Annotated in this window: 24 protein-coding genes; 9 read left to right on the top strand and 15 right to left on the bottom strand. The window is 55.7% G+C overall.

What is annotated here, in order from left to right; translation table 11 throughout:
* Positions 1-53 precede the first annotated feature (53 nt).
* The 4 genes from RUGAMON1_RS31615 to RUGAMON1_RS31600 are packed head-to-tail and all read left to right on the top strand — an operon-like array spanning position 54 to position 1,771.
* Positions 54-404 (top strand): hypothetical protein, encoded by a 351-nt coding sequence (locus RUGAMON1_RS31615; protein WP_445234238.1) that lies wholly within the window; start codon positions 54-56, stop codon positions 402-404.
* 3 nt (positions 405-407) lie between these two features.
* A complete protein-coding gene (locus tag RUGAMON1_RS31610) occupies positions 408-1,130 on the top strand; it encodes a P-loop NTPase family protein (RefSeq protein ID WP_445234237.1) in 723 nt (240 codons plus the stop codon).
* Entirely contained in the window at positions 1,130-1,612 is a 483-nt protein-coding gene (gene traM, locus RUGAMON1_RS31605; RefSeq protein WP_445234236.1) for a conjugal transfer transcriptional regulator TraM, read from the top strand. Before RUGAMON1_RS31610 ends, traM begins: the two co-directional genes overlap by 1 nt.
* A gap of 24 nt (positions 1,613-1,636) precedes the next feature.
* Positions 1,637-1,771, top strand: coding sequence for a hypothetical protein (locus RUGAMON1_RS31600; protein ID WP_445234235.1), 135 nt, complete (start codon positions 1,637-1,639; stop codon positions 1,769-1,771).
* A gap of 544 nt (positions 1,772-2,315) precedes the next feature.
* On the opposite strand, the gene RUGAMON1_RS31595 is transcribed toward RUGAMON1_RS31600, so the two are convergent.
* The 4 genes from RUGAMON1_RS31595 to ssb form a co-directional block, all read right to left on the bottom strand.
* The gene (locus tag RUGAMON1_RS31595) at positions 2,316-2,654 is read right to left on the bottom strand and encodes a TrfB-related DNA-binding protein (protein WP_445234234.1); all 339 of its coding nucleotides are present in this window, start codon (positions 2,652-2,654) and stop codon (positions 2,316-2,318) included.
* Positions 2,655-2,732: 78 nt separating this feature from the next.
* On the bottom strand, positions 2,733-3,911 hold the full coding sequence (locus RUGAMON1_RS31590) for a ParB/RepB/Spo0J family partition protein (RefSeq protein WP_445234233.1): 1,179 nt from the start codon (positions 3,909-3,911) through the stop codon (positions 2,733-2,735).
* Positions 3,908-4,678: a ParA family protein gene (locus RUGAMON1_RS31585; protein ID WP_445234232.1), complete on the bottom strand. Its 771-nt coding sequence runs from the start codon at positions 4,676-4,678 to the stop codon at positions 3,908-3,910. The genes RUGAMON1_RS31590 and RUGAMON1_RS31585 overlap by 4 nt, the downstream gene beginning before the upstream one ends.
* A gap of 131 nt (positions 4,679-4,809) precedes the next feature.
* Entirely contained in the window at positions 4,810-5,325 is a 516-nt protein-coding gene (gene ssb / locus RUGAMON1_RS31580) for a single-stranded DNA-binding protein (RefSeq protein WP_445234231.1), read from the bottom strand.
* A 1,078-nt stretch (positions 5,326-6,403) separates the two neighbouring features.
* On the opposite strand from ssb, the gene RUGAMON1_RS31575 reads away from it, so the two are divergent.
* Together RUGAMON1_RS31575 and RUGAMON1_RS31570 are read left to right on the top strand one after the other, a co-directional pair.
* On the top strand, positions 6,404-6,874 hold the full coding sequence (locus RUGAMON1_RS31575; RefSeq protein WP_445234230.1) for a LexA family protein: 471 nt from the start codon (positions 6,404-6,406) through the stop codon (positions 6,872-6,874).
* Position 6,875: 1 nt separating this feature from the next.
* Positions 6,876-8,177: a Y-family DNA polymerase gene (locus RUGAMON1_RS31570; RefSeq protein WP_445234229.1), complete on the top strand. Its 1,302-nt coding sequence runs from the start codon at positions 6,876-6,878 to the stop codon at positions 8,175-8,177.
* Here RUGAMON1_RS31570 and RUGAMON1_RS31565 read toward each other — a convergent pair.
* The 11 genes from RUGAMON1_RS31565 to RUGAMON1_RS31515 all read right to left on the bottom strand — a co-directional run bounded on the left by RUGAMON1_RS31565 (position 8,165) and on the right by RUGAMON1_RS31515 (position 15,721).
* Positions 8,165-8,785, bottom strand: a complete 621-nt coding sequence (locus RUGAMON1_RS31565) for a recombinase family protein (RefSeq protein ID WP_445234228.1) — start codon at positions 8,783-8,785, stop codon at positions 8,165-8,167. The genes RUGAMON1_RS31570 and RUGAMON1_RS31565 overlap by 13 nt on opposite strands.
* 10 nt (positions 8,786-8,795) lie before the next feature.
* Positions 8,796-9,047: a hypothetical protein gene (locus tag RUGAMON1_RS31560; protein WP_445234227.1), complete on the bottom strand. Its 252-nt coding sequence runs from the start codon at positions 9,045-9,047 to the stop codon at positions 8,796-8,798.
* 9 nt (positions 9,048-9,056) lie between these two features.
* Positions 9,057-9,239: a hypothetical protein gene (locus tag RUGAMON1_RS31555; RefSeq protein ID WP_445234226.1), complete on the bottom strand. Its 183-nt coding sequence runs from the start codon at positions 9,237-9,239 to the stop codon at positions 9,057-9,059.
* Positions 9,240-9,561: 322 nt separating this feature from the next.
* Positions 9,562-9,843, bottom strand: coding sequence for a hypothetical protein (locus RUGAMON1_RS31550; RefSeq protein ID WP_445234225.1), 282 nt, complete (start codon positions 9,841-9,843; stop codon positions 9,562-9,564).
* Positions 9,844-11,400: 1,557 nt separating this feature from the next.
* Positions 11,401-12,597, bottom strand: a complete 1,197-nt coding sequence (locus tag RUGAMON1_RS31545) for a hypothetical protein (RefSeq protein WP_445234224.1) — start codon at positions 12,595-12,597, stop codon at positions 11,401-11,403.
* Between the two features lie 321 nt (positions 12,598-12,918).
* Positions 12,919-13,461 (bottom strand): hypothetical protein, encoded by a 543-nt coding sequence (locus RUGAMON1_RS31540; RefSeq protein WP_445234223.1) that lies wholly within the window; start codon positions 13,459-13,461, stop codon positions 12,919-12,921.
* Positions 13,462-13,574: 113 nt separating this feature from the next.
* Positions 13,575-13,949 carry a hypothetical protein gene (locus RUGAMON1_RS31535; protein WP_445234222.1) on the bottom strand — a complete coding sequence of 125 codons (375 nt, stop codon included), beginning with the start codon at positions 13,947-13,949 and terminating at the stop codon, positions 13,575-13,577.
* Positions 13,950-14,031: 82 nt separating this feature from the next.
* Positions 14,032-14,340, bottom strand: a complete 309-nt coding sequence (locus RUGAMON1_RS31530; protein ID WP_445234221.1) for a hypothetical protein — start codon at positions 14,338-14,340, stop codon at positions 14,032-14,034.
* 13 nt (positions 14,341-14,353) lie between these two features.
* Positions 14,354-14,617 carry a hypothetical protein gene (locus RUGAMON1_RS31525; protein ID WP_445234220.1) on the bottom strand — a complete coding sequence of 88 codons (264 nt, stop codon included), beginning with the start codon at positions 14,615-14,617 and terminating at the stop codon, positions 14,354-14,356.
* Positions 14,618-14,645: 28 nt separating this feature from the next.
* Entirely contained in the window at positions 14,646-14,831 is a 186-nt protein-coding gene (locus RUGAMON1_RS31520; protein ID WP_445234219.1) for a hypothetical protein, read from the bottom strand.
* Positions 14,832-14,896: 65 nt separating this feature from the next.
* Positions 14,897-15,721, bottom strand: a complete 825-nt coding sequence (locus RUGAMON1_RS31515) for a DUF932 domain-containing protein (protein WP_445234218.1) — start codon at positions 15,719-15,721, stop codon at positions 14,897-14,899.
* 681 nt (positions 15,722-16,402) lie between these two features.
* Between RUGAMON1_RS31515 and RUGAMON1_RS31510 the strand changes: the two genes are divergently transcribed.
* From RUGAMON1_RS31510 to RUGAMON1_RS31500, 3 genes are all read left to right on the top strand, one after another.
* Complete coding sequence (locus RUGAMON1_RS31510; RefSeq protein WP_445234217.1) at positions 16,403-16,672, top strand: hypothetical protein; 270 nt, start codon at positions 16,403-16,405, stop codon at positions 16,670-16,672.
* Positions 16,673-16,715: 43 nt separating this feature from the next.
* Positions 16,716-16,967 carry a hypothetical protein gene (locus tag RUGAMON1_RS31505; RefSeq protein WP_445234216.1) on the top strand — a complete coding sequence of 84 codons (252 nt, stop codon included), beginning with the start codon at positions 16,716-16,718 and terminating at the stop codon, positions 16,965-16,967.
* Between the two features lie 423 nt (positions 16,968-17,390).
* A complete protein-coding gene (locus tag RUGAMON1_RS31500) occupies positions 17,391-18,032 on the top strand; it encodes a hypothetical protein (RefSeq protein ID WP_445234215.1) in 642 nt (213 codons plus the stop codon).
* The last annotated feature ends 340 nt before the right edge of the window (positions 18,033-18,372 follow it).

Raw genomic sequence — 18,372 nt, 5'->3', positions numbered from 1 at the left:
AGAGGCATAGGGACCACTGGCCCATAAACCTATGAACGGACGTGCAAAACAACATGGACATCAAAGAATTCTTGGATAAGGTCCAGCCGGGCAAGAAGGTTTCCCGACTACAAAAATACACACAGGAAATTCGCGAATTGAAGTCGAAAGGCTATACCGACGATCAAATCCGCCAATGGCTTGCGCAAAACAATGTTGTGGTTTCGCGTGAGGCTGTACGTAGATTCGCAAAGAAGATATCACAGACGCCCGCTACTATGACAGCAGAGGTCAAACAGGACGAAGTTATTGACAAGCCGAATGAATCAAACGCTGAAAAAATTCAACGGCGTTTAGCAGAACAAAAGGCGCAAGCCAGCTCTGCATTATTCAAACATGATAAATCAGGAAAGCAAACGGAATAAACCATGAAAAATACTGTCCATTTCGTATTACAAGGCAAAGGCGGCATCGGCAAAACGCTGGTGTCCTCAGTCATCGCCCAGTACATCAAGGATAAATATCCTGATACCTTGGAATGCTTCGACACCGATCAAGAGAATGCAACCTTGGCGGCGTATAAGGCGCTCAACGTTAAGCCCGTAGATGTAATGAACGAAGATCGAACCATCAATCGGAAAATGTTCGACAAAATGTTGTTGGACATACTTGACGCCAAGGATAAAAACGTTGTCATCGACAATGGCGCAAACACGTTTTCGCCTTTGATGTCCTATTTGATGGAAAATAGTTTTATCAATCTGTTGCAAGAGTCCGGTAAAAAAGTCTACATTCATACCATCATTGGTGGCGGGGACAACTTAAAAGATACGATGTCAGGCTTTGTATCGCTGGCAAAACAAACTTCGTGCCCGATGGTTATTTGGTTGAACGAGAATGCAAGCTGGGGCACTACCGAGAACTTCGTACAATCCGACGTGTTCGTTAAAAACTCGGAAAATGTTGTCGGTGTCGTGCTGCTTCAAGGGCGAAACTCGGATACGTTTGGCGATGATATCAAGCGCATGCAAAAACTGCGCTTGACGTTGAGTGAAGTCCGAGAGAACGAAAACTTCAACGTTCTTGAACGTAGCCGCCTTAACACTGTTATCAGTGACCTGTATAACAAACTCGATGCGGTGGAATGGTAATGGATATTCAAAAGCTGCGGACGGCGATATTCGAGAAAACCGGCGTGCGGGTTGACGCGACGGACCCGATATTTACGTTGGTGGCACTGAATGAGGCGATGCTCGATGAATGCATCGTTTCATTCAAAAGTGTTCAAGACGAAAACAATGCCGAGTTGGACGAACGCATTGGAAAATTGGTCGAACTGCGTAACAGCATGGTTGCCGCATCTAACAATCTCATGGATCGCGCAAACCAAGCGCATAAAGCGGCGGCCTTGAAAGCGGCGACTGACGCAAGAGCCGAGATTATGGAAGCGATGCACGTTGAGGTTAAACAGGCAGTATCGCGAATATCGGCGGCAGCGGACGAACTGGCGGCCGCCAGCGAGCAAGCAAGCGAACAGAGAATGGGACGATGGGTTACCGCAACTGTGCAAGCGGTAATTGGTGGTATCGTTGCAGGAAGCACAGTATTGTTATTCATGCACTATGTGCAATAACTGTTGCACTCAAAGGAAACCATCATGCGCAAAATGCCAATCATCATCATCATCGTTGTCCTGCTGTCATCGGTCGTCGGCTATTTAGCCCTCGACCGGAGCGAAAAAAACGTCGCCCATGAACGCGACAAGTCGTTCGACGCCAGTTTTGCCAAGTAGCGCCAGTTGGTGACAGCCGGCGCGCCTGGCGCAGCTGGCTCTGTCACCAATGTGGAAAAGGAGGGTTGCTATGTCAATACTCAAAACTATAGCGGTCAAAGCTGGTCGGGGCCTGTTATCGGTCCTGTTTATGCGCTGGGCACATATCCCGTTCTTCGGCTTCCTGCTCGTGTTCGTGTGGGTGTGGTGGCTGGCTATCGCGCTCAGCCGGTAAAGTTTCGATCCCTCGGCGTTCCGGGCCAGTCGCATCGGGGCTGGCCGGGGTCAGCCCGGCCAAACCCGCCCCTACATGCTCCTGCGTGACAGGGGGTGCCGTCCTGCGGCGGCATCCCGACATCCGTCGGGACTTGAGCCGCCCCCGTTTGCTTGGCTCGGGCGTCCTGAAAACCGGCTTGCAGTACGTGGTAGGCGAGCGGCTGTGAAGACTGGCGGCGTTCGTGGGGAGCGAGGCGATGTGCTACAATCGGCCCCGTTAAGTCGGGGTCTTTTTGATTCGGCTTACGTTGACTTGATACCCGGTACGCTCTTGCGTGGCCGGGTTTTTTTATGTGGCGGCGGTTTTGTGCTCGTCGGCCGCAATCTGCGCGATTTCGGCGCGGAACTTCGTTACCAGGGCGCTCGGGGCAACCAGCGTCACCACTTCCCATCCTGGAGGCACCAGAAGGCCCGCATGGGCCGTAGCGCGCTGCGCTTCGTGGTATTCCTCCAACCTATTCCAAAACGTTCCTACGGCTCCGTTAACGGCTGCGCGGCTGCAACCGTGCCGCTGCGCGATCACGGCAAGCGTTTCTCCATCGACAAGCGCCGCCCTTGCGGCGGCGGCTCGTTCATCGCTGACGTTTTTTAATAACGGTCGCACTGCATCAAACTCGGCTGCGGTCATGCGCCGAAGTTTCGCTCTTGTCATAATCTACCCTCAAAATCATTGAAGGCGGGACGCTAGCGCCCCGCCCTATTCCGGCTACTTCTTAACTTGGCCTAGTATATCAACCGCGTTGAAGGTTTCTACTTCGATATCTGCACCTTGCAGGAAAGCGATCATGGCGAAAGCGCCCGGCCCTTCTTCGGCAAAGGTATGGTCCCGCAGTCCTTTCATGATGGCTTGGGACAGGGCTTTGCATGCGCGGCCAGCGTTGAAGATCGATTGCAGCCAGTCCTTGACGTTCGCCCGGTCCTCCGGCGCCAGAGTTTCCATGAACACTTTCGGATTAGCTCCGCTTTCGTAGATCAGGCCGTAAGCGTTGGTCAGTATGTCCCACGGTGCGAGCGCCGGGCCGGGGCGCTCGATCTGCTCGGGTGCGTCTGGCTGCGGCGGTATCGGTGCTTCAATTTTCGCGCCCGCGAAAATGTCGCCCGTCTTATCGGCGGCCGTTTCAGCCTTCGCCTTGTCGCCCTTCTCCGCTTTCGGCTTGACCTTAGCCTTGACCTCGTTCACCTTCTTGCGGGTGTCTTCCTTGCCCTTGGACTGTTTCAGACTGTCCACCAGTTCTTTGGCGGCCGCAGGATTGACCTTTTCGATCACCTTCACGCCGTTGATGACGTCCAGATCGGCGCTAATTTTCTCGGTGACGAGGCGTTTTGCTTGTTCCGGCAGCTTGAGCAGGGACAGAATTTGCGACAGCCAAGCGCGGCCTTTATTGTGCTTCTTGAGCACCGCCTCGGTGTTGCCCAGATCGTCCAAATCCTTCTGTATGCGCTTGGCAAGCTCAAACTGCGTCAGGTTCTTGCGCTGAATGTTCTCCTGCATCTGGATGGTGGCAGCCTCGGCATTCGTCATTTTCTTGATGAGGGCCGGAATGTCGATTTTCTGCGCACGTTCGGAGACAAAATAGCGCCGTCCACCTGCCACCAGCTCGAAGGGGGCCGGGCCGTTTTCCATCGGGCGCACCAGCACCGATTGGAATACACCGTGTTCCTCAACGCTCGCTTGCAGCTCGTCTAGCGTGTTTTCATCGTCCTCCATTTCCTCACGAATCTGAGGGCTGACGTAGATGTCCGTCAGCTTGAGGACGGCAACGTTGTACTCGCTCTCGTTGATGATGTCGCCAAATCCAGCGCTCAGCACGTCGCTCATACCGGCGAAAGCATTACCTGTTACTTTCGGGGCCGAAGTCTTGGCCGACAAAGAATTCTTCTTCATTTCAATACTCCCATGTTCGTCAGAACAAAATCACACACCTGTTTCCACTCGGCGGCGGCGTTGCGGTGCCCCTGTCCGTTGGTGTTCTGCCAAACCGGGCGGCGGTTGATGATCGACTTGTGGACGGCCGCATTGCGCGACAACTGCAAAGGCAAGACAGCCTTGCCGAAACTCTCGCGCAATTCTTCCAGCCCCTTCAATTCGTCCTTGCTCTTGGTGTTGATTAAGCTCGGCAGAATGCCCATCAGGCGCAATTGCGGGTTCAGGCCGCCCTTTTTGATGGACTGGATGAACTTCCAAAGCTGGGCCAGCGCGTCCAGCTCGAACAGCCCCATCGATGTCGGGCACAGCACCACATCAGCGGCGGCCATGCTGGCGGTCAGCGGCATGCAGATACGGCCCGGCGTGTCGATGATGCAGAAATCGAAGCCCTTGGCCAGCTTGCGTAAGTTCTTCCTGAACCGTTGCACGTATTCCTCGCCCTTGGTGTCCAGGTCGAACATGCGTGGATCGCGGGCGCGCACGAAAGCGACTTTGTCGGTCAGATATTCGAGCGGCGTTGATGGCAACTCCTCCTCGAACAGCTCGTAAGCCATCAAATTCGTTTGCGTCTCGTCCGCCTTCGGCAAAACCAGTTCAAGGCTGCCTTGAGCATCGAGAGACACAATCAAGACGCTTTTGTCGGCATCGGCGGCCTTGTGCGTCACATTGAACACAATGGCCGTTTTACCGACGCTTTTCTGGTTTGTCACAGCTAGGATACTCATAGGAGCCTCTTAATTTCTGTACGTTGACTGATTAAGCATCATTATCCGGGGGCAATTATAGTCTCGCCCCTCCAATGGCAACACATTTTGCTTGCCATGCTGGGAAAATACCAGCATGGCAAGCGGCCGGTCTAGATCGGAATATCGTTATCGCCCGCTACGCTTTCAGGCTGCGGCGCTGGCCGGGGCCTCTGCTTGCCTCTAGGCGCGGCCGCTGCGGGCGTTGGCTTGGCGGCTGGCGCGGCTGGAGCGCTGGCCGGGGTTTGCTGCTGGGCGTCGCCATACTGTTGACCGGCATCGCGGTTTGCACCAGCCGGGCCACCCAGCATTTGCATTTGCTCCGCGATGATATCTGTTGCGTAGCGTTCCACGCCATCCTTGTCGGTGTATTTTCGCGTTTGCAAGCGGCCTTCCACGTAGACCGACGAACCCTTTTTCAGATATTGGCCGACGATTTCGGCAAGACGGCCGAAGAAGGCGATACGGTGCCACTCGGTCAGCTCCTTCTGCTCGCCGGTATTGCGGTCCTTTTGGTGGTAGCTGGTCGCCACGGCGATATTGGCGATGGCGTCGCCGCTTGGCATGTAGCGGATTTCAGGATCGCGGCCGAGGTTGCCGACGATGATTACTTTGTTGACTGAGGCCATTTTGATACTCCTTAAAAGTGAGGGTTTTCGATGGCCCCGGACTGAACCGGGGCCGGGCACTTAATGAAGACCGAACATTTGATCGAGCTTGTAGAACAAAACAACCACAGTCGGCAGGATGATGATTACTGCCGTCACAAAACCAAGCCAGAAACCTTTGTTCATTTTGCAATCTCCGATTACTTACGTTGACGTGAAACTGATTTTTTGCTGGTGAATCGTTTCGTCCACCATGTAATTATTATAGTCCATGACAACATGTTTGACAACTTGTTTTGGTTGTCATTGATGGCAATAAGGTGCATATTTGTTAATCGATAATCGCAACATGATAGACAATTTAAATAGCCAATATATAGCCGATCCGCGCCCCGCCGCCGCCCTTCCCTGCCGCTGGCCGCCCCCTACCCTGGTACTGCAAGCCGGTTTTAAGGACGCCTGAACCAAGCAAACGGGGGCGGCTCAAGTCCCGACGCATGTCGGGATGCCGCCGCAGGACGGCACCCCCTGTCACGCAGGAGCATGTAGGGGCGGGTTTGGCCGGGCCGACCCCGGCCAGCCCCGATGCGACTGCCCCGGAACGCCGAGGGATCGAAACGCGGGGTGATTGGTGACACGATCGCGGCGCCGGCGAAGGCCTTGTGTCACCAACCGGGTTTTGGTGTCAGCGATCGCGCACCAGGTCCGCGTCGGCGTCACCAAGAAACGCGGCGGTGCGCCTTGCCCGTTTGGTGACTGGCCATCGCCTGCAGGACGGCCGCGGCGTCACCAATACGCGGCTGCGGTGGTTACTTTCTTTGTCGTGCGGGGTTGGCTAGGGTGGCCTGGAGGGGTGGGCGGCTTCATCGCCCAGTCGCGTAGCGACCAAGGGAGCGTAAGCGACCGCGCTCCGTAATGGGCATCCCGGTTTTTTCGCGCACGCGAAAAAAAGCCCCGGATTCTGCCTTTAGGTTTTTAACGCCTTGGCGGCCCGATCAAACGACGGCACCCGCAAAAACCGCAACTGCCCTTCCAGTGCTGGACTTGCGGCGCTATACTGCCGATACTGTACAAAAACACAGTAATTGGATTTAGGAAAATGACCAGCATGCCCCCATTGGAAATTATGGAATCGCCGCCATCCGGCGCGATCCAACCGGCCAGCCTTAACGCGCCCTTCAGCATGCGCCCGCTGGTGCAGCATAAAATTTCCGCCGGATTTCCCTCCCCAGCTGCCGACTACGTGGAAAAAGGGCTGGACCTTAACGCCTTCCTGGTGCAGCACAAGGAAGCCTCATTTTTCTTCATGGTCGTGGGCGATAGTATGTCGGGCATCGGCATCATGGACGGCGATATCGTGCTGGTGGATCGTTCCGTCACGCCTGTTCACGGACACTACGTGCTGGCGGTGATTGATGGCGAGTACACGCTAAAACGGCTCCACAAGCGCCAAGGCGTCATCGAACTGCACCCCGAGAATAAGGCCTATGCACCGATCCGGCTCATCGACGGGCAGGAGCTGCAAATCTGGGGCGTCGTGACTGGCGTCATTCGTAAATACCGGGTCTGATATGCCGAACCCGCACCAACAGCTCTTTGCGCTCGTGGACGTGAACAACATGTATGTCAGTTGCGAGCGGGCCTTCAATCCCAAGCTGCAAGGGCGGCCAGTGGTAGTGCTGTCGAACAATGACGGCTGCGCGGTGGCGCGCTCAAACGAGGTGAAGGCGTTAGGCGTCAAGATGGGCACGCCTTGGTTCCAGATGAAGGATTTGGCCCGACAGCACGGCATCATCGGCCTGAGTTCGAACTACACTTTGTACGGCGATATGAGCAACCGCATTATGACCATTCTGCGGACCTACAGCCCGCATGTAGAGGTGTACTCGATAGACGAGTCGTTCCTATCGCTGAACGGCATGGGTGGGCTGTGGGACAGCCCTACGGCGATGGGGCAGAACATCCGGCAACGCATCCTGCAATGGACGACCCTGCCGGTGTGCGTGGGCGTAGGAGCTTCGAAGACGCAAGCCAAGCTCGCCAACCACATCGCCAAGAAATTCCCGCTGTTCGACAGCGTGTGCGACCTGACATCGATGTCGGCCGCCCGCATGCACTGGTTGTTTGTCCGCATCGACGTAGGCGAGGTGTGGGGCGTCGGCCGCCGCATCGCTGCCAAGCTGGCCGACATGGGTATCCATACGGTGCAGGATCTGAAAGACGCCTCGCCGCGAGATATACGTGCCCGGTTCGGCGTGGTGATGGAGCGCACCTGTCAGGAACTGCGCGGGCTATCCTGCCTTGCGCTGGAAGAGGTTGCGCCGCCGCGCAAGGAAATCGTGTCGTCCAAGTCGTTCGGCACGATGGCGGTAAGCCTCATGGAGCTGGAAGAAGCCGTGTCGACCTACATCGCCAGGGCGGCCGAAAAGCTGCGCGGACAAGCCTCGCGGTGCGGCGCGGTGCATGTGTTCGTGCACACCAATCCATTCAGGGAGCAAGACCCGCAGTACAGCAACGGCTTGACGGTGCCGCTCATCGAGCCGACCGACGACAACCGCATACTGGCGGCCGCCGCGCTGCAAGGGCTGGGTATCATCTACCGCGAAGGCTTTCAGTACAAAAAGGCGGGAGTGATGTTGATGGACCTGCAAGCCAACTCGATCAGTCAAGGCATGCTGTTCGACACCCGGCCGCCCCGCGAGAACTCGGCCCGCGTAATGGCGACGCTCGATGCGCTCAACCAGCGTTTCGGCCGCGATGCATTGCACATCGGTTCGGCCGGTCTGGTGCAGCGCTGGGCGATGAAGGCGGAAAACAAGACGCCGTGCTACACGACGCGTTGGGATGAGCTGCCGAAAGTCTACGCCGTCTGAGCTTGGTGCATAGCCCATACCCGTTTGACTTGGCTGTGGGAACAGCCCGCAAGCCTCGCAGTCTCCGCGATGGTGTGCTTGCCAGCGCGCAGCGCTACGATGCGCTCATGGGTCGTTTGATCGGTTTTGCGGCCCTTGTATTTGCCATCGGACTTCGCCAGTGCGACGCCTTGGCGCTGCCGCTCGCGGCGCTGCTCGTAGTCGTCCCGCGCCATCTGAAGCGCTATCCTCATCAACAAATCCTGAACAGATTCCAGCACGATCTTGGCGACGCCATCTGACGCGGCCGCGATATCCGACAGGTCCACAATGCCCGGCACCGACAGCTTGGCTCCAGTGGCCTTGATCGAGGCGACAAGCTTCTCGGCTTCCTCAAGCGGCAACCGACTGATGCGGTCGATACTTTCCGCGATGACCACATCGCCGGGTCGCAGGTCCGCGATCATGCGCAGCAGCTCGGGCCGGTCGGCCCGAGCGCCTGAAGCCTTTTCCCGGTAGACACCGGCAATGTAGAAACCGGCCGCCGTGGCGGCATCCTCGATAGCTGCCTGCCGCGTTAAGTCTTGCTCGGCGGTGCTCACACGTTGGTAGATGCGTGCAACTTTCATGAAATTTTCATCAGTTTGGGATAGGGGTATTCGGCAACCACATCAGGGCACCATCCAGTTCATTACCGGCGATAGTGGTCCAGCTCTTGCCGTCTTCATCGACAGCAATGCAACCAGGTTGCCAGTGTTCTGGATTGCGGAGTTGGTTAACCCAGCTTTGCACTTCGCCATTCAGTAACACAATAACGCCACCTCGGCCGTTGTAGCCCCACTGGTTGCGCCAGCGCTGCGCTGCCGCTATGTTGTCGATAGTCGGTGCCATTAATGTTCCCTAGTCTTGATTGTCAATAATCCCGTAAGGATTGCCCTTGATGTCGGTTAATCCATCATGCATGGGCGTGCCATCGATATTGGTACTGCCGCCTGCTGGGCCGCCATAGGTAAAATCTTCATCCCAAGGAATTGATTTATACCAAGAGCAAAAACTGGCAAAAATACGGGCAATAAAATCCATTAATTTTCCCCTCGTTATTCTTCCATAGGTCCGATATAGCACTGTCCGAACCGGCTCTTGAATAAAGTAGATAAATATACAATAAGAATGCGGCCAAGTAGGGTATACCTGAATTAGCCATCTACTTAAACCATAGCCAAGAATACCAGCAGCGGTTTTAATTGGCTAGTGATATTTGGGCCACTCTATTTGTCCTTTTTGGGACCGGCGCGGTGTTTCGCCGTGTTTTGGCCGCCGTCATCGGCGGCCGGTGGCTCGGTTTTTGGGGTTGGAGGTGCAGTGGAACAGTCAACTGGCTTAAGCCGCTTTGTGGGGGTGACAGCTACGCGTCCGAATCATCAACCAATTTGATGTCTATGATTTTGTAGCCGAAATATGCCATCTGCGTTTGCTTCGGCGTCTGGTCCGTGCGAAGGATGTCTATGATCTCCGGTTGCTGCTGGCCTTCTTGATGCTGGCGAACGATGTGGCTGGCGGCTTCTTCAAGCGATGGCTGTTCATGCCATTCGAATTCAAGCTCGTGTGATTCACCGGTCTTATCGGTAAATAGGATAGCCCATGTTTGATTTGTCATATTGACCTTTGTTGGTTGTTGATTTTGCATGGTAACGCATGGCCGGTAATGCCAAGCTCTTATTTGTGCTTCGTGTTGACCGCCCAGCACCCGGCCGCAGCCGTCGCTTGGTGACAGCGGCCGCGCACCTGGTCAACGCTGGAGTCATCACGCGCACATGTGAGGCGGCGCGCACGAGGATCGTCGGTCCACCACAGGCCCGTAGAGTGATTGTTTGTTGCCAGCATGACGCCAGAGTCGCGATGACACGCGAACGCGGCGTGATGGCCCGCCAAGCGGGCCGTGTAGCCATCGGCGAGTGAGTTTGACCACCCTCCTGTAGACGATTTTTGCTGACGATGGGTAATCCGAGGCGCTGATAGCGAGGCTGGCACACCAGCCCGGTTGAGCGGTCGGCCGGGCGCGGGTTTTGCGCCGGGCCGAGCGTGATTTATCCGGGTCTTAGCGTCCCGGAGGGATGGCCGTAAGGCCAGGGCGGCTGGGGCGGGGGTATCGCACCGGCCGGGCCGCTTAGACCGAGCGTACAGGTATCGGTGGCGTACCGGTTTTATTGGGGTTGCTTCGCCGCTGTGCGGCGCTGTTGTTGCAGTGGTTGTTGGGGGTCGTCCAGCCCGCTTGCGGGCGGTTTTGCCTCCCATCCGTAAGGATGGGGGCCTATTTTTACTACCCCGCGCTCCTCGTATAACGACTAAAGAAGGTTAAAGGGAAGGCTAAAAAGACTAGGGGCGGCAAAATGGTTCGAAAACACTTGCAAATCAACAACTTGCGTCTCTTCACTGTAAGCTAAACCTACCATGGGAGACTGTTTTTAAGCAGTGCGGGACAGGCTGGAAGTGCGTTTTTCGGCGCTAGGAGCGGCCCAGCTTCCGAACTGTAAGCTATACCTACCGCAATTTTTCTTACCCGTAAGCTATACCTACCGGGCTTTCGCCCTACTGTAAGCCATACCTACCGCGTCACCTGTGGATAAGTCCGCCAAAATCCACAATAAAATGAACCGTAAGCTAAACCTACCGCCACACGTAAGCTAAACCTACGGTGATTTCCGTGGAACTGTAAGCTATACCTCCCTACCCCTTCTACCGTAACCAAAACCTACCGCCATGACCGCCGCGCCGCTGATAGGCCGTTAGTCGGGGTGCTGGCGGCGGTCGGTGGTCAGGGTGCCCAAACAGCCATAGCGCCCCGCACCTGTAACTCAAACCTACCGGGTCGCGAGCATGGCCCTGAACTACGGTTTGCCAGCTGTAAGCCAAACCTACCACCTACCGGCCACGCTTTACCCGTGTTGGTCGGTAGGTGGTCGCGGTAGGTGTGACCAAAACCTACCACGCCGGAACATCCGGCCGATCTGCTGCCGCATATGTAAGTCAAACCTACCGAAGCGTCCAGCCCCGGCGAACTTTGGTGACGCCTCCGATCCGCTGCAGGAGCTGGCCAGTCACCAAGTGTCCAGCCACGTTCGCAAGCCGGTGGTGACAAGCACGCTGCCCAGGTGCCCGGCCGCTGGCACCATTTGGTGACAGAGTGCAGCCGGCGCCGGCGCGATCGAGTCACCACGATCACCTGTAAGCGAAACCTACCGCCTCACGCGGTGGCATTCGCTGGACGGCCGAGGCGTTCTTCGGCCAGTGTGATGCGCTTGTTTGCCGCTTTCACCGTTTTGACGAATTCATGTGACGGTGACAACGAATACACCACATCGAGAATCTTATTGCGGTCGCCGCGTATGACCTTTTTATCGAGTATCAGGATGACATGGGGTATCAGCTCCGCAAAGGCGTCATCCAGCGCCTTGACGGCTAGCCGCGTCGAACCCTCGGCGTAGCCCGTGAACATGGCGCTATCCCGCTTGATGGTCGAGAAGCGCATTTCAAACGCCCGGCCCAGTGACGCGAATGTGAACTTCAAGACGATTTGCCTATGCAGCCAGCGCGCAAGCTGTGCATCGTGCGCCATCATCTTGTGATAGTTGAACTGGCGGTAGGTCAGCTCGTCGATGCTGCGGGTGACGAGCGGATGGAACTGAGCCACCCATTTTGCGTTGGCATCAGCGTTCAAGTCTTCCCGCGTCACCCCGGCCAGCGCGGGGAGGTAGTTGCTCATCGCCACGCCATCACCGATCCCGCTGGTGTCGATGATCTCGATATTGCTCTTTGCCATAATGCGCAAGCTCATCGTGATTTCTTGGTAAGAGCGCGCATGGCCTCGGCGCTTCAATTCCTCGCGCAGCGCGTGCAGCGAAAACGTGACGCCACTGCGGTAATCATCCTTGTCGAAAAATCCCTGCTGCTGGTCCGTCGCGATCTTGCGCAAGGCGTCTTCCACCAGCTCTTCGTTTGCGCTGGGGTAGAAGTCCATTTCCACCATCTCACCGGAAGCGTTCGGCACCTCGATTTTCGCGGGCTGGATCACTGCGCGGAATTTTTTGGTGCGGTAGTGAAAATCATGCTTCAGCAGCTTGAGATTTCCGTCAGCGCTGCGCATCTTGTTCATCGTTTGGCGCGACACCGAATACCTGGGGATACTGTCCCACAGGTCAAACGTGTTGCCCAGTTGTGAGCGTTCGTCGTCGGTATTGACAAGGAAATTCTGGAAAAGACTGAGCTGCGTATTCTCAAACGCTCGCGGCGTCAGCTTCTTGGCGGCGCGGCGCTTCTTTGGCTGTGCCAGCGCCTTGGCCGCCAGCGCGTTTGCCTTGTCGATCAGGGAAGACTCAGCGCCGTCTCCAAGGGCGTCATTTGTCGCGCTGGGCGTTTTGTCGGCATCTTCAATCGCAGTCATCGGTATGTCTCTTTTGTCATTTTCGCGCCCGCGAAAATCGGGCGTTATAGTCGGCTTACGTTGATTTTAATAAACCCGGTTTGCGCTACCCGCTCCCGGTTTGATTTCATAATTTTTGATACGCAATATACCAGACTGCGCAACCGTTCCGGGCCAGTCGCATCGGGGCTGGCCGGGGTCGGCCCGGCCAAACCCGCCCCTACATGCTCCTGCGTGACAGGGGGTGCCGTCCTGCGGCGGCATCCCGACATCCGTCGGGACTTGAGCCGCCCCCGTTTGCTTGGCTCGCACTCCCTACAACCCGGAATTCAGCGGAAGCTATTATGCGTCGTTCTTCGGTACTGCAAGCCGCTTGACGACCTCATCTCGCCCCAACTCCATCGCCTTGCGCACCACTGACTGAAGCGTCGCATCGTTATGTTTTGGCTGTACCTCTATACGCCAGTCGTTTTCCCTATTCACTTTGACGTCCACAGTGAAATAGCGCGCCGTGTTTTTGGTACGCGCATAAACAGTCCAACATGGCACATCCTGGATACGATCTATAAAATGTTCGCAAGATGGTTGGTAATCGACAAAAATTATCTCGGAGTCCTTGCCAGACCAGCGCTCAATCGAGCCGTCTTTTTGAACAATCAACTCTGACCATACAGTGAACTTGCGGGGCACTACTACGTCTTGATATTTGTTGATGTTTTCAACGTCCGCCGCCCATTGACGGGCTTCCTCTTTTCTAGCTGCCCCTATCGCGTATAGGCCATAGAGTATGGCAATCAGACAAACCACACCAGCTACCTTAGACACAAAGGAAAAAGAGTTTTCATCTGGGGCTAGTTGTCGCTTAGCAAAACTGGATTTGCTCATAGTGATACCTTTAATGTGTTGGAATAAATGTGAAGGCAATCAGGGTTTCGATATGGGCTTACCAGCTTGGTTTCCTGAGTTTGCATATCGATCCCCTTATATCGCCAAAAAGATCAATACAGCTTGCGATCGGACAAAACCCGCGCCGCTTCTTGCAAACTGCGGTGGCCGTGCACCAAAACCTGCTCCAGCAGTTCGGACTGGCGGCCCAGCTCGTCATACTCCTTCGCGCGCTGAATGGCGTCACGCGCTTCCTTGATCTTCAGCGGGTCTTTGCCGACGTACTCGCGCACCCGCTTGTCGCCAGCTTGCGAAGGGTGCAGCAGGACGAGGTATTTACCGTCCTTCATATGCTCTCCGGCGTAGATCAACCCGGCCTTCTTCAAGGCGGCCATTTGCGCGGCGATGTCTTTCAGGTCGGTATCAATCTTGCCGATCAGGTCCGGCAGGGTGGCGGCCACGGCGGCCACGGTCGTTACAGTCTTCATAGGCTTGCTCATAATTTTCTCTCTAAGTCGAATGGTGACAGATCCAGCCGCGCCAGGCGCATCGAGTGACACCAATTTTATTTCAAATGCCACGGATTGCTTGGCGGTGTTGGTTCAGTTTGTTCATCAGGTTGGCGAAGTGGTCGACCCGGCGTGCTTCCTCTGCCTGAGCGTACAGGCGGCGGATGCAGCAGATAAGCACCGCCTCGGCATCAGGGCCAGCAGCACCGGCTAAGCGCACCGCCTCAATCAACAACATGACGGGACCGGCGCACGCGGCGACGACTTCATCGCGCCGTTCATCCGTAACGGTGCCGCATGGCAGTGCGATCAGGCATTCGCCTATCATTTGATCGACCTGTGCGAGTGGTGGAACGTGTAAGGTGGTCATGATCGCTTCCTTCCTAGTCTGTGTTGGCCGTGTTGCTGGACGGGCTCAGAAAAACTTGGCGGCGCTCGCCGTGGTCGGTGAGGATAATTCGGCCGTTGGCTTCCGCTTGGCGCAGGTAGTACGACGCCCTAGTAGCCAGCGCGGCCGCTTCGCTCTTAATGCCAAAATTAGCATCAGGATCACGGTTATATTTCTTCATCATTGCCGCCAGCCGCTTGGCTGTAGCTCGGGCGCGCTTCTTGTGTTGATGCGAAAAAAACTTGATATGCGATGTCATGATGTACCCCCTGTTACCGCACGTTCGATTAACTCTCGTCGTCCACCACATCGTATTGCTGGCCGCACTTCGTGCAACCTTCGCGGCGCACGTTGTTGGCGCGGATCGCGAGCAATTCAGTACGGGTGCCGCAGCTGGGGCACAAGGTCAATTCCTCGCCTACGTAGATCGTTGGCACCGGCGCTGCTGCTGACTTCAGATCGTTGGATTTCATCGTGCGCTTCCTGTTGACTTCGATGGGAAGGGCTTGCGCCCTTCCTCTCTTCACTACGTGGCGGCTTACGCGATCAGCTTGCGCATTTCCTCGGCCAGAACCCACAAAGCACGGTTCAACTGGATGTTCTGGGCGATACCGGTTACTGGCCGGGTTTCCATGCGGCGGCCGGTGGCGTTGCGACCACGCACGCCGCCATCGATCATGTGTTCCTGTACGCGGTTGAAGGTGCTCCAGACATCATCGCCTTGGTCCTCAACCCGTTTAGGAGCCAGAATCTGACGCTCGGTGACAGGGGCCGGGGTGACTTGGGTGTCATATTTCAAGGCCAGCGCCGACCGTGCGAAAGCAAGCTGCTGGCCTTGGTTCAACTTCAGCGACTTCATGCCGTCAATCTGGCCATCCACCAGCTCGAAGTCTTTCAACACGCGGAAAGCGCCTTCGATCACGTTGTCAACGATGTTGCCTTTGTGCCGGATGCGAACATCGCTCATGGTGTCGCCCCATACCAGCCCGTTGGCGCAAACGAAGCGGAATTTACCCGCCAGCATTTGATAGCTGCTGGTGCCGTCGTGCGAATTCAACAGAACGATTTCGTTGGCTTCCTTGCTGACGATCTGGCTGACGTGACGCAGACGCACCATGTGTTTCGTGTGTTCGCGCTTCGATTCGTCGCGTGGTTTCGACTGGCACGCCATGAACGGCAAGAAGCCCTCATTACGCAGGCGTTCCAGCACATTGCTGGTCGGAATGTAGGTGTAGCTGCCGGAACGGCTAGCGTGTTTTTCTTCTGCGTAAATCGATGGAACAACGCGCATGATTTGAGCGTCGCTCAGGGGCGATTCCGAACGGATCATCGACAGGGAGCGGGCAAATTTGGAAGCTAACATGGTCATTTCCTTTAGGTTACGTTGACGTTGAGTTTGGTTTTTTTAGCTGGTGAATCGTTTCGTCCACCATGTAACTAGTATAGTCCATGACAACATCTTTGGCAACCATTTTACGTTGTCAATACGAATGATTCGGACACATATATTTCAATCGACATTGACACCTTGATAGCCAATTTAAATAGCCAACATATAGCCGATCCGCGCCCCGCCGCCGCCCTTCCCTGCCGCTGTCCGCCCCCCCCTACCCTGGTACTGCAAGCCGGTTTTCAGGACGCCCGATTCAAGCAAACGGGGGCGGCTCAAGTCCCGACGCATGTCGGGATGCCGCCGCAGGACGGCACCCCCTGTCGCGCAGGAGCATGTAGGGGCGGGTTTGGCCGGGCCGACCCCGGCCAGCCCCGATGCGACTGGCCCGGAACGCCGAGGGATCGAAACGCGGGGTGATTGGTGACACGATCGCGGCGCCGGCGACGGCCTGGTGTCACCAACCGGGTTTTGGTGACAACGATCGCGCACCAGGTCTGTCGGGTGACATAGAAAGTGCAAATTGTGCCAAGTACGTGAAAAGTATCGATGCTGAAAGTACAGGGTTGTGCAAGCGTCATTGCTGGCATACAGTTGGTGCGTTACACCCTTGGCTGTAGCCGATAATAATTTCACCCTTGAGGAACGAGAAAAATGAGCAATCGACAGCTGGAAGAGCGCCACGAAGAAGAGCAAAGCCAACGGTTAGCGAGTCACCTTGGCTTAACGCTTGATGAATTGGATGTACTGGCTCCTGACATCCATACGAACGAAAGTAACGACGGCCTCGTTTACAACTATGTGTTGAATTTTCACAGGGAATCGCCAAGCGAGTTGCTTGCTAAAGTTAAAGGCCTTGGGCAAGGCATGCTTTCAATGCAATTGGAACTGAGCGTACTCGACCAACCTGACGACGAAGAATAAATCGTACCGCTAATGCGGCCGCGTGCCGCCAAAGAAGGAAGCTATGCACCAGTCTTACCGTGAGCAATTAGGGATCGATCCCACCTATGACATCAAGAAGACGGGAGACCGTCGTGACGTCCGAAAGGGGCAGGACGCAGATGTCGAATCGTATGAAGTATTCGACCTGGAGGGTCACTTGGTAGCACAGTATGAAATTTTGGACTCTACGAGCATGTATCCACCGTTTAACAGAACGGTGAGCTATCGCCAGATCGGCGATGCTAATGGCGCTGGTCCCTTGCGGCCGGTGTAAGCGATGCAGCTAAGTAGCTTAAATTTTTCACGATCTGCGGCATAGATTCTGAATTTTTTCAATTTCCGTATCACACCCAATAAGATCATATGACGTAGATGATGAAAAAGCCCATGCAAAACACAGTGGGCTTTTTCACTTTTGGTGTCACCCTAGAAGGTCCGCGCCGGCGTCACCAAGAAACGCGGCGGTGCGCCTTGGCTGTTTGGTGACTGGCCATCGCCTGCAGGACGGCCGCGGTGTCACCAATACGCGGCCGCGGTGGTTACTTTCTTTGTCGTGCTGTCGGGTGACACAAAACATGAAAACTGTGACAACTTAGTGAAAACCGTGTGCCACGTTTGCTGAGAATGTGAGACGTAGCCCGAGCTGTCATAGGCAACCCTCCATGTATGATGGGAAACCGACAACGAAAGGTCTCCCATGTCCGTCCAACCGCCCGAACACACGCCGAAAGTCCGCGAACTCCTCTCGCTGCTGGACGACGACCGAGAAGCGTTGATGGACTACTATAGGTCCGGCCATGCCAACACGAACGGCAAGTTGTACGCCATGGACATGTTTGTTCTCGGTGCAGTAAAGCGGACTCTGAGCGCTAACGCCGCGATGATCCTGATGGTCCAGACTTGGAACCTCGTCACGGCGCGAACCCTGCTGCGCACTCACCTCGACACGGCGCTCAGGTTTTCCGCTGCATGGCTGGTTGATGACCCCGAGAAGTTCGCGCTTGATGTGCTGAGCGGAGCGCAGATCGATCGGACGAGGGACCGGACTGGCGAGCTGATGAAGGACAAGTACCTAATCGGCAAGATGATCGGCAACCACCCGTGGCTTAAGGACGTTTACGACACACTCTCCGGCTACATCCACTTCTCTGGGTCGCACATATCCTCATCGCTGTTTAACGTGCGGGACGATGGCAAATTCTCGTTCAGACTGTCAGAGTACGACCTAAACTTCCCCGAAAGTAGCTGGATTGAGGTTCTGGAGTGCTTCCGCGAGACAACTGGCGAGCTAATACTGCATTTGGGCGGCTATGCAGCGACCAAGAGACTGAACCGGTAGTAACTGGTAGGGCAAGTGCTTGGGAAGTTCCACTTCTATTTAACAAGTAGGTCTTTGAGAAACCTATCCTCGTCCTGAGGGCCGCTTTGGGTTGAAAGCGACCTGTCGATAGGTCATGCCAGCTCGCTGAATTTTTCAGTATTCAAGGCACGTCAGCCGAAAATTTTCACTTTCTCTGTCACTTCGCTGTACCCGGTGTGACAGAAATAGTGAAAAAGCCTTTGCAATCAGCACCTGATTTTTCACTTATTGCGTCACCCGACACGTGCGGGGTTGGCTAGGGTGGCCTGGAGGGGTGGGCGGCTTCATCGCCCAGTCGCGTAGCGACCAAGGGAGCGTA

Origin of the sequence: Duganella rhizosphaerae, assembly GCF_040364205.1 — a bacterium.
Lineage (GTDB): Bacteria > Pseudomonadota > Gammaproteobacteria > Burkholderiales > Burkholderiaceae_D > Rugamonas > Rugamonas rhizosphaerae.
The sequence above is the reverse complement of the archived record's forward strand: the minus strand, read 5'-3'. Positions and strand labels throughout refer to the sequence as shown.

Excerpts from the sequence above, each read along its gene's own strand:
- RUGAMON1_RS31615 (WP_445234238.1), top strand. The coding sequence starts at position 54 with ATGGACATCAAAGAATTCTTGGATAAGGTCCAGCCGGGCAAGAAGGTT.
- RUGAMON1_RS31610 (WP_445234237.1), top strand. The coding sequence starts at position 408 with ATGAAAAATACTGTCCATTTCGTATTACAAGGCAAAGGCGGCATCGGC.
- traM (WP_445234236.1), top strand. The coding sequence starts at position 1,130 with ATGGATATTCAAAAGCTGCGGACGGCGATATTCGAGAAAACCGGCGTG.
- RUGAMON1_RS31600 (WP_445234235.1), top strand. The coding sequence starts at position 1,637 with ATGCGCAAAATGCCAATCATCATCATCATCGTTGTCCTGCTGTCATCG.
- RUGAMON1_RS31595 (WP_445234234.1), bottom strand. The coding sequence starts at position 2,654 with ATGACCGCAGCCGAGTTTGATGCAGTGCGACCGTTATTAAAAAACGTC.
- RUGAMON1_RS31590 (WP_445234233.1), bottom strand. The coding sequence starts at position 3,911 with ATGAAGAAGAATTCTTTGTCGGCCAAGACTTCGGCCCCGAAAGTAACA.
- RUGAMON1_RS31585 (WP_445234232.1), bottom strand. The coding sequence starts at position 4,678 with ATGAGTATCCTAGCTGTGACAAACCAGAAAAGCGTCGGTAAAACGGCC.
- ssb (WP_445234231.1), bottom strand. The coding sequence starts at position 5,325 with ATGGCCTCAGTCAACAAAGTAATCATCGTCGGCAACCTCGGCCGCGAT.
- RUGAMON1_RS31575 (WP_445234230.1), top strand. The coding sequence starts at position 6,404 with ATGACCAGCATGCCCCCATTGGAAATTATGGAATCGCCGCCATCCGGC.
- RUGAMON1_RS31570 (WP_445234229.1), top strand. The coding sequence starts at position 6,876 with ATGCCGAACCCGCACCAACAGCTCTTTGCGCTCGTGGACGTGAACAAC.
- RUGAMON1_RS31565 (WP_445234228.1), bottom strand. The coding sequence starts at position 8,785 with ATGAAAGTTGCACGCATCTACCAACGTGTGAGCACCGCCGAGCAAGAC.
- RUGAMON1_RS31560 (WP_445234227.1), bottom strand. The coding sequence starts at position 9,047 with ATGGCACCGACTATCGACAACATAGCGGCAGCGCAGCGCTGGCGCAAC.
- RUGAMON1_RS31555 (WP_445234226.1), bottom strand. The coding sequence starts at position 9,239 with ATGGATTTTATTGCCCGTATTTTTGCCAGTTTTTGCTCTTGGTATAAA.
- RUGAMON1_RS31550 (WP_445234225.1), bottom strand. The coding sequence starts at position 9,843 with ATGCAAAATCAACAACCAACAAAGGTCAATATGACAAATCAAACATGG.
- RUGAMON1_RS31545 (WP_445234224.1), bottom strand. The coding sequence starts at position 12,597 with ATGACTGCGATTGAAGATGCCGACAAAACGCCCAGCGCGACAAATGAC.
- RUGAMON1_RS31540 (WP_445234223.1), bottom strand. The coding sequence starts at position 13,461 with ATGAGCAAATCCAGTTTTGCTAAGCGACAACTAGCCCCAGATGAAAAC.
- RUGAMON1_RS31535 (WP_445234222.1), bottom strand. The coding sequence starts at position 13,949 with ATGAAGACTGTAACGACCGTGGCCGCCGTGGCCGCCACCCTGCCGGAC.
- RUGAMON1_RS31530 (WP_445234221.1), bottom strand. The coding sequence starts at position 14,340 with ATGACCACCTTACACGTTCCACCACTCGCACAGGTCGATCAAATGATA.
- RUGAMON1_RS31525 (WP_445234220.1), bottom strand. The coding sequence starts at position 14,617 with ATGACATCGCATATCAAGTTTTTTTCGCATCAACACAAGAAGCGCGCC.
- RUGAMON1_RS31520 (WP_445234219.1), bottom strand. The coding sequence starts at position 14,831 with ATGAAATCCAACGATCTGAAGTCAGCAGCAGCGCCGGTGCCAACGATC.
- RUGAMON1_RS31515 (WP_445234218.1), bottom strand. The coding sequence starts at position 15,721 with ATGTTAGCTTCCAAATTTGCCCGCTCCCTGTCGATGATCCGTTCGGAA.
- RUGAMON1_RS31510 (WP_445234217.1), top strand. The coding sequence starts at position 16,403 with ATGAGCAATCGACAGCTGGAAGAGCGCCACGAAGAAGAGCAAAGCCAA.
- RUGAMON1_RS31505 (WP_445234216.1), top strand. The coding sequence starts at position 16,716 with ATGCACCAGTCTTACCGTGAGCAATTAGGGATCGATCCCACCTATGAC.
- RUGAMON1_RS31500 (WP_445234215.1), top strand. The coding sequence starts at position 17,391 with ATGTCCGTCCAACCGCCCGAACACACGCCGAAAGTCCGCGAACTCCTC.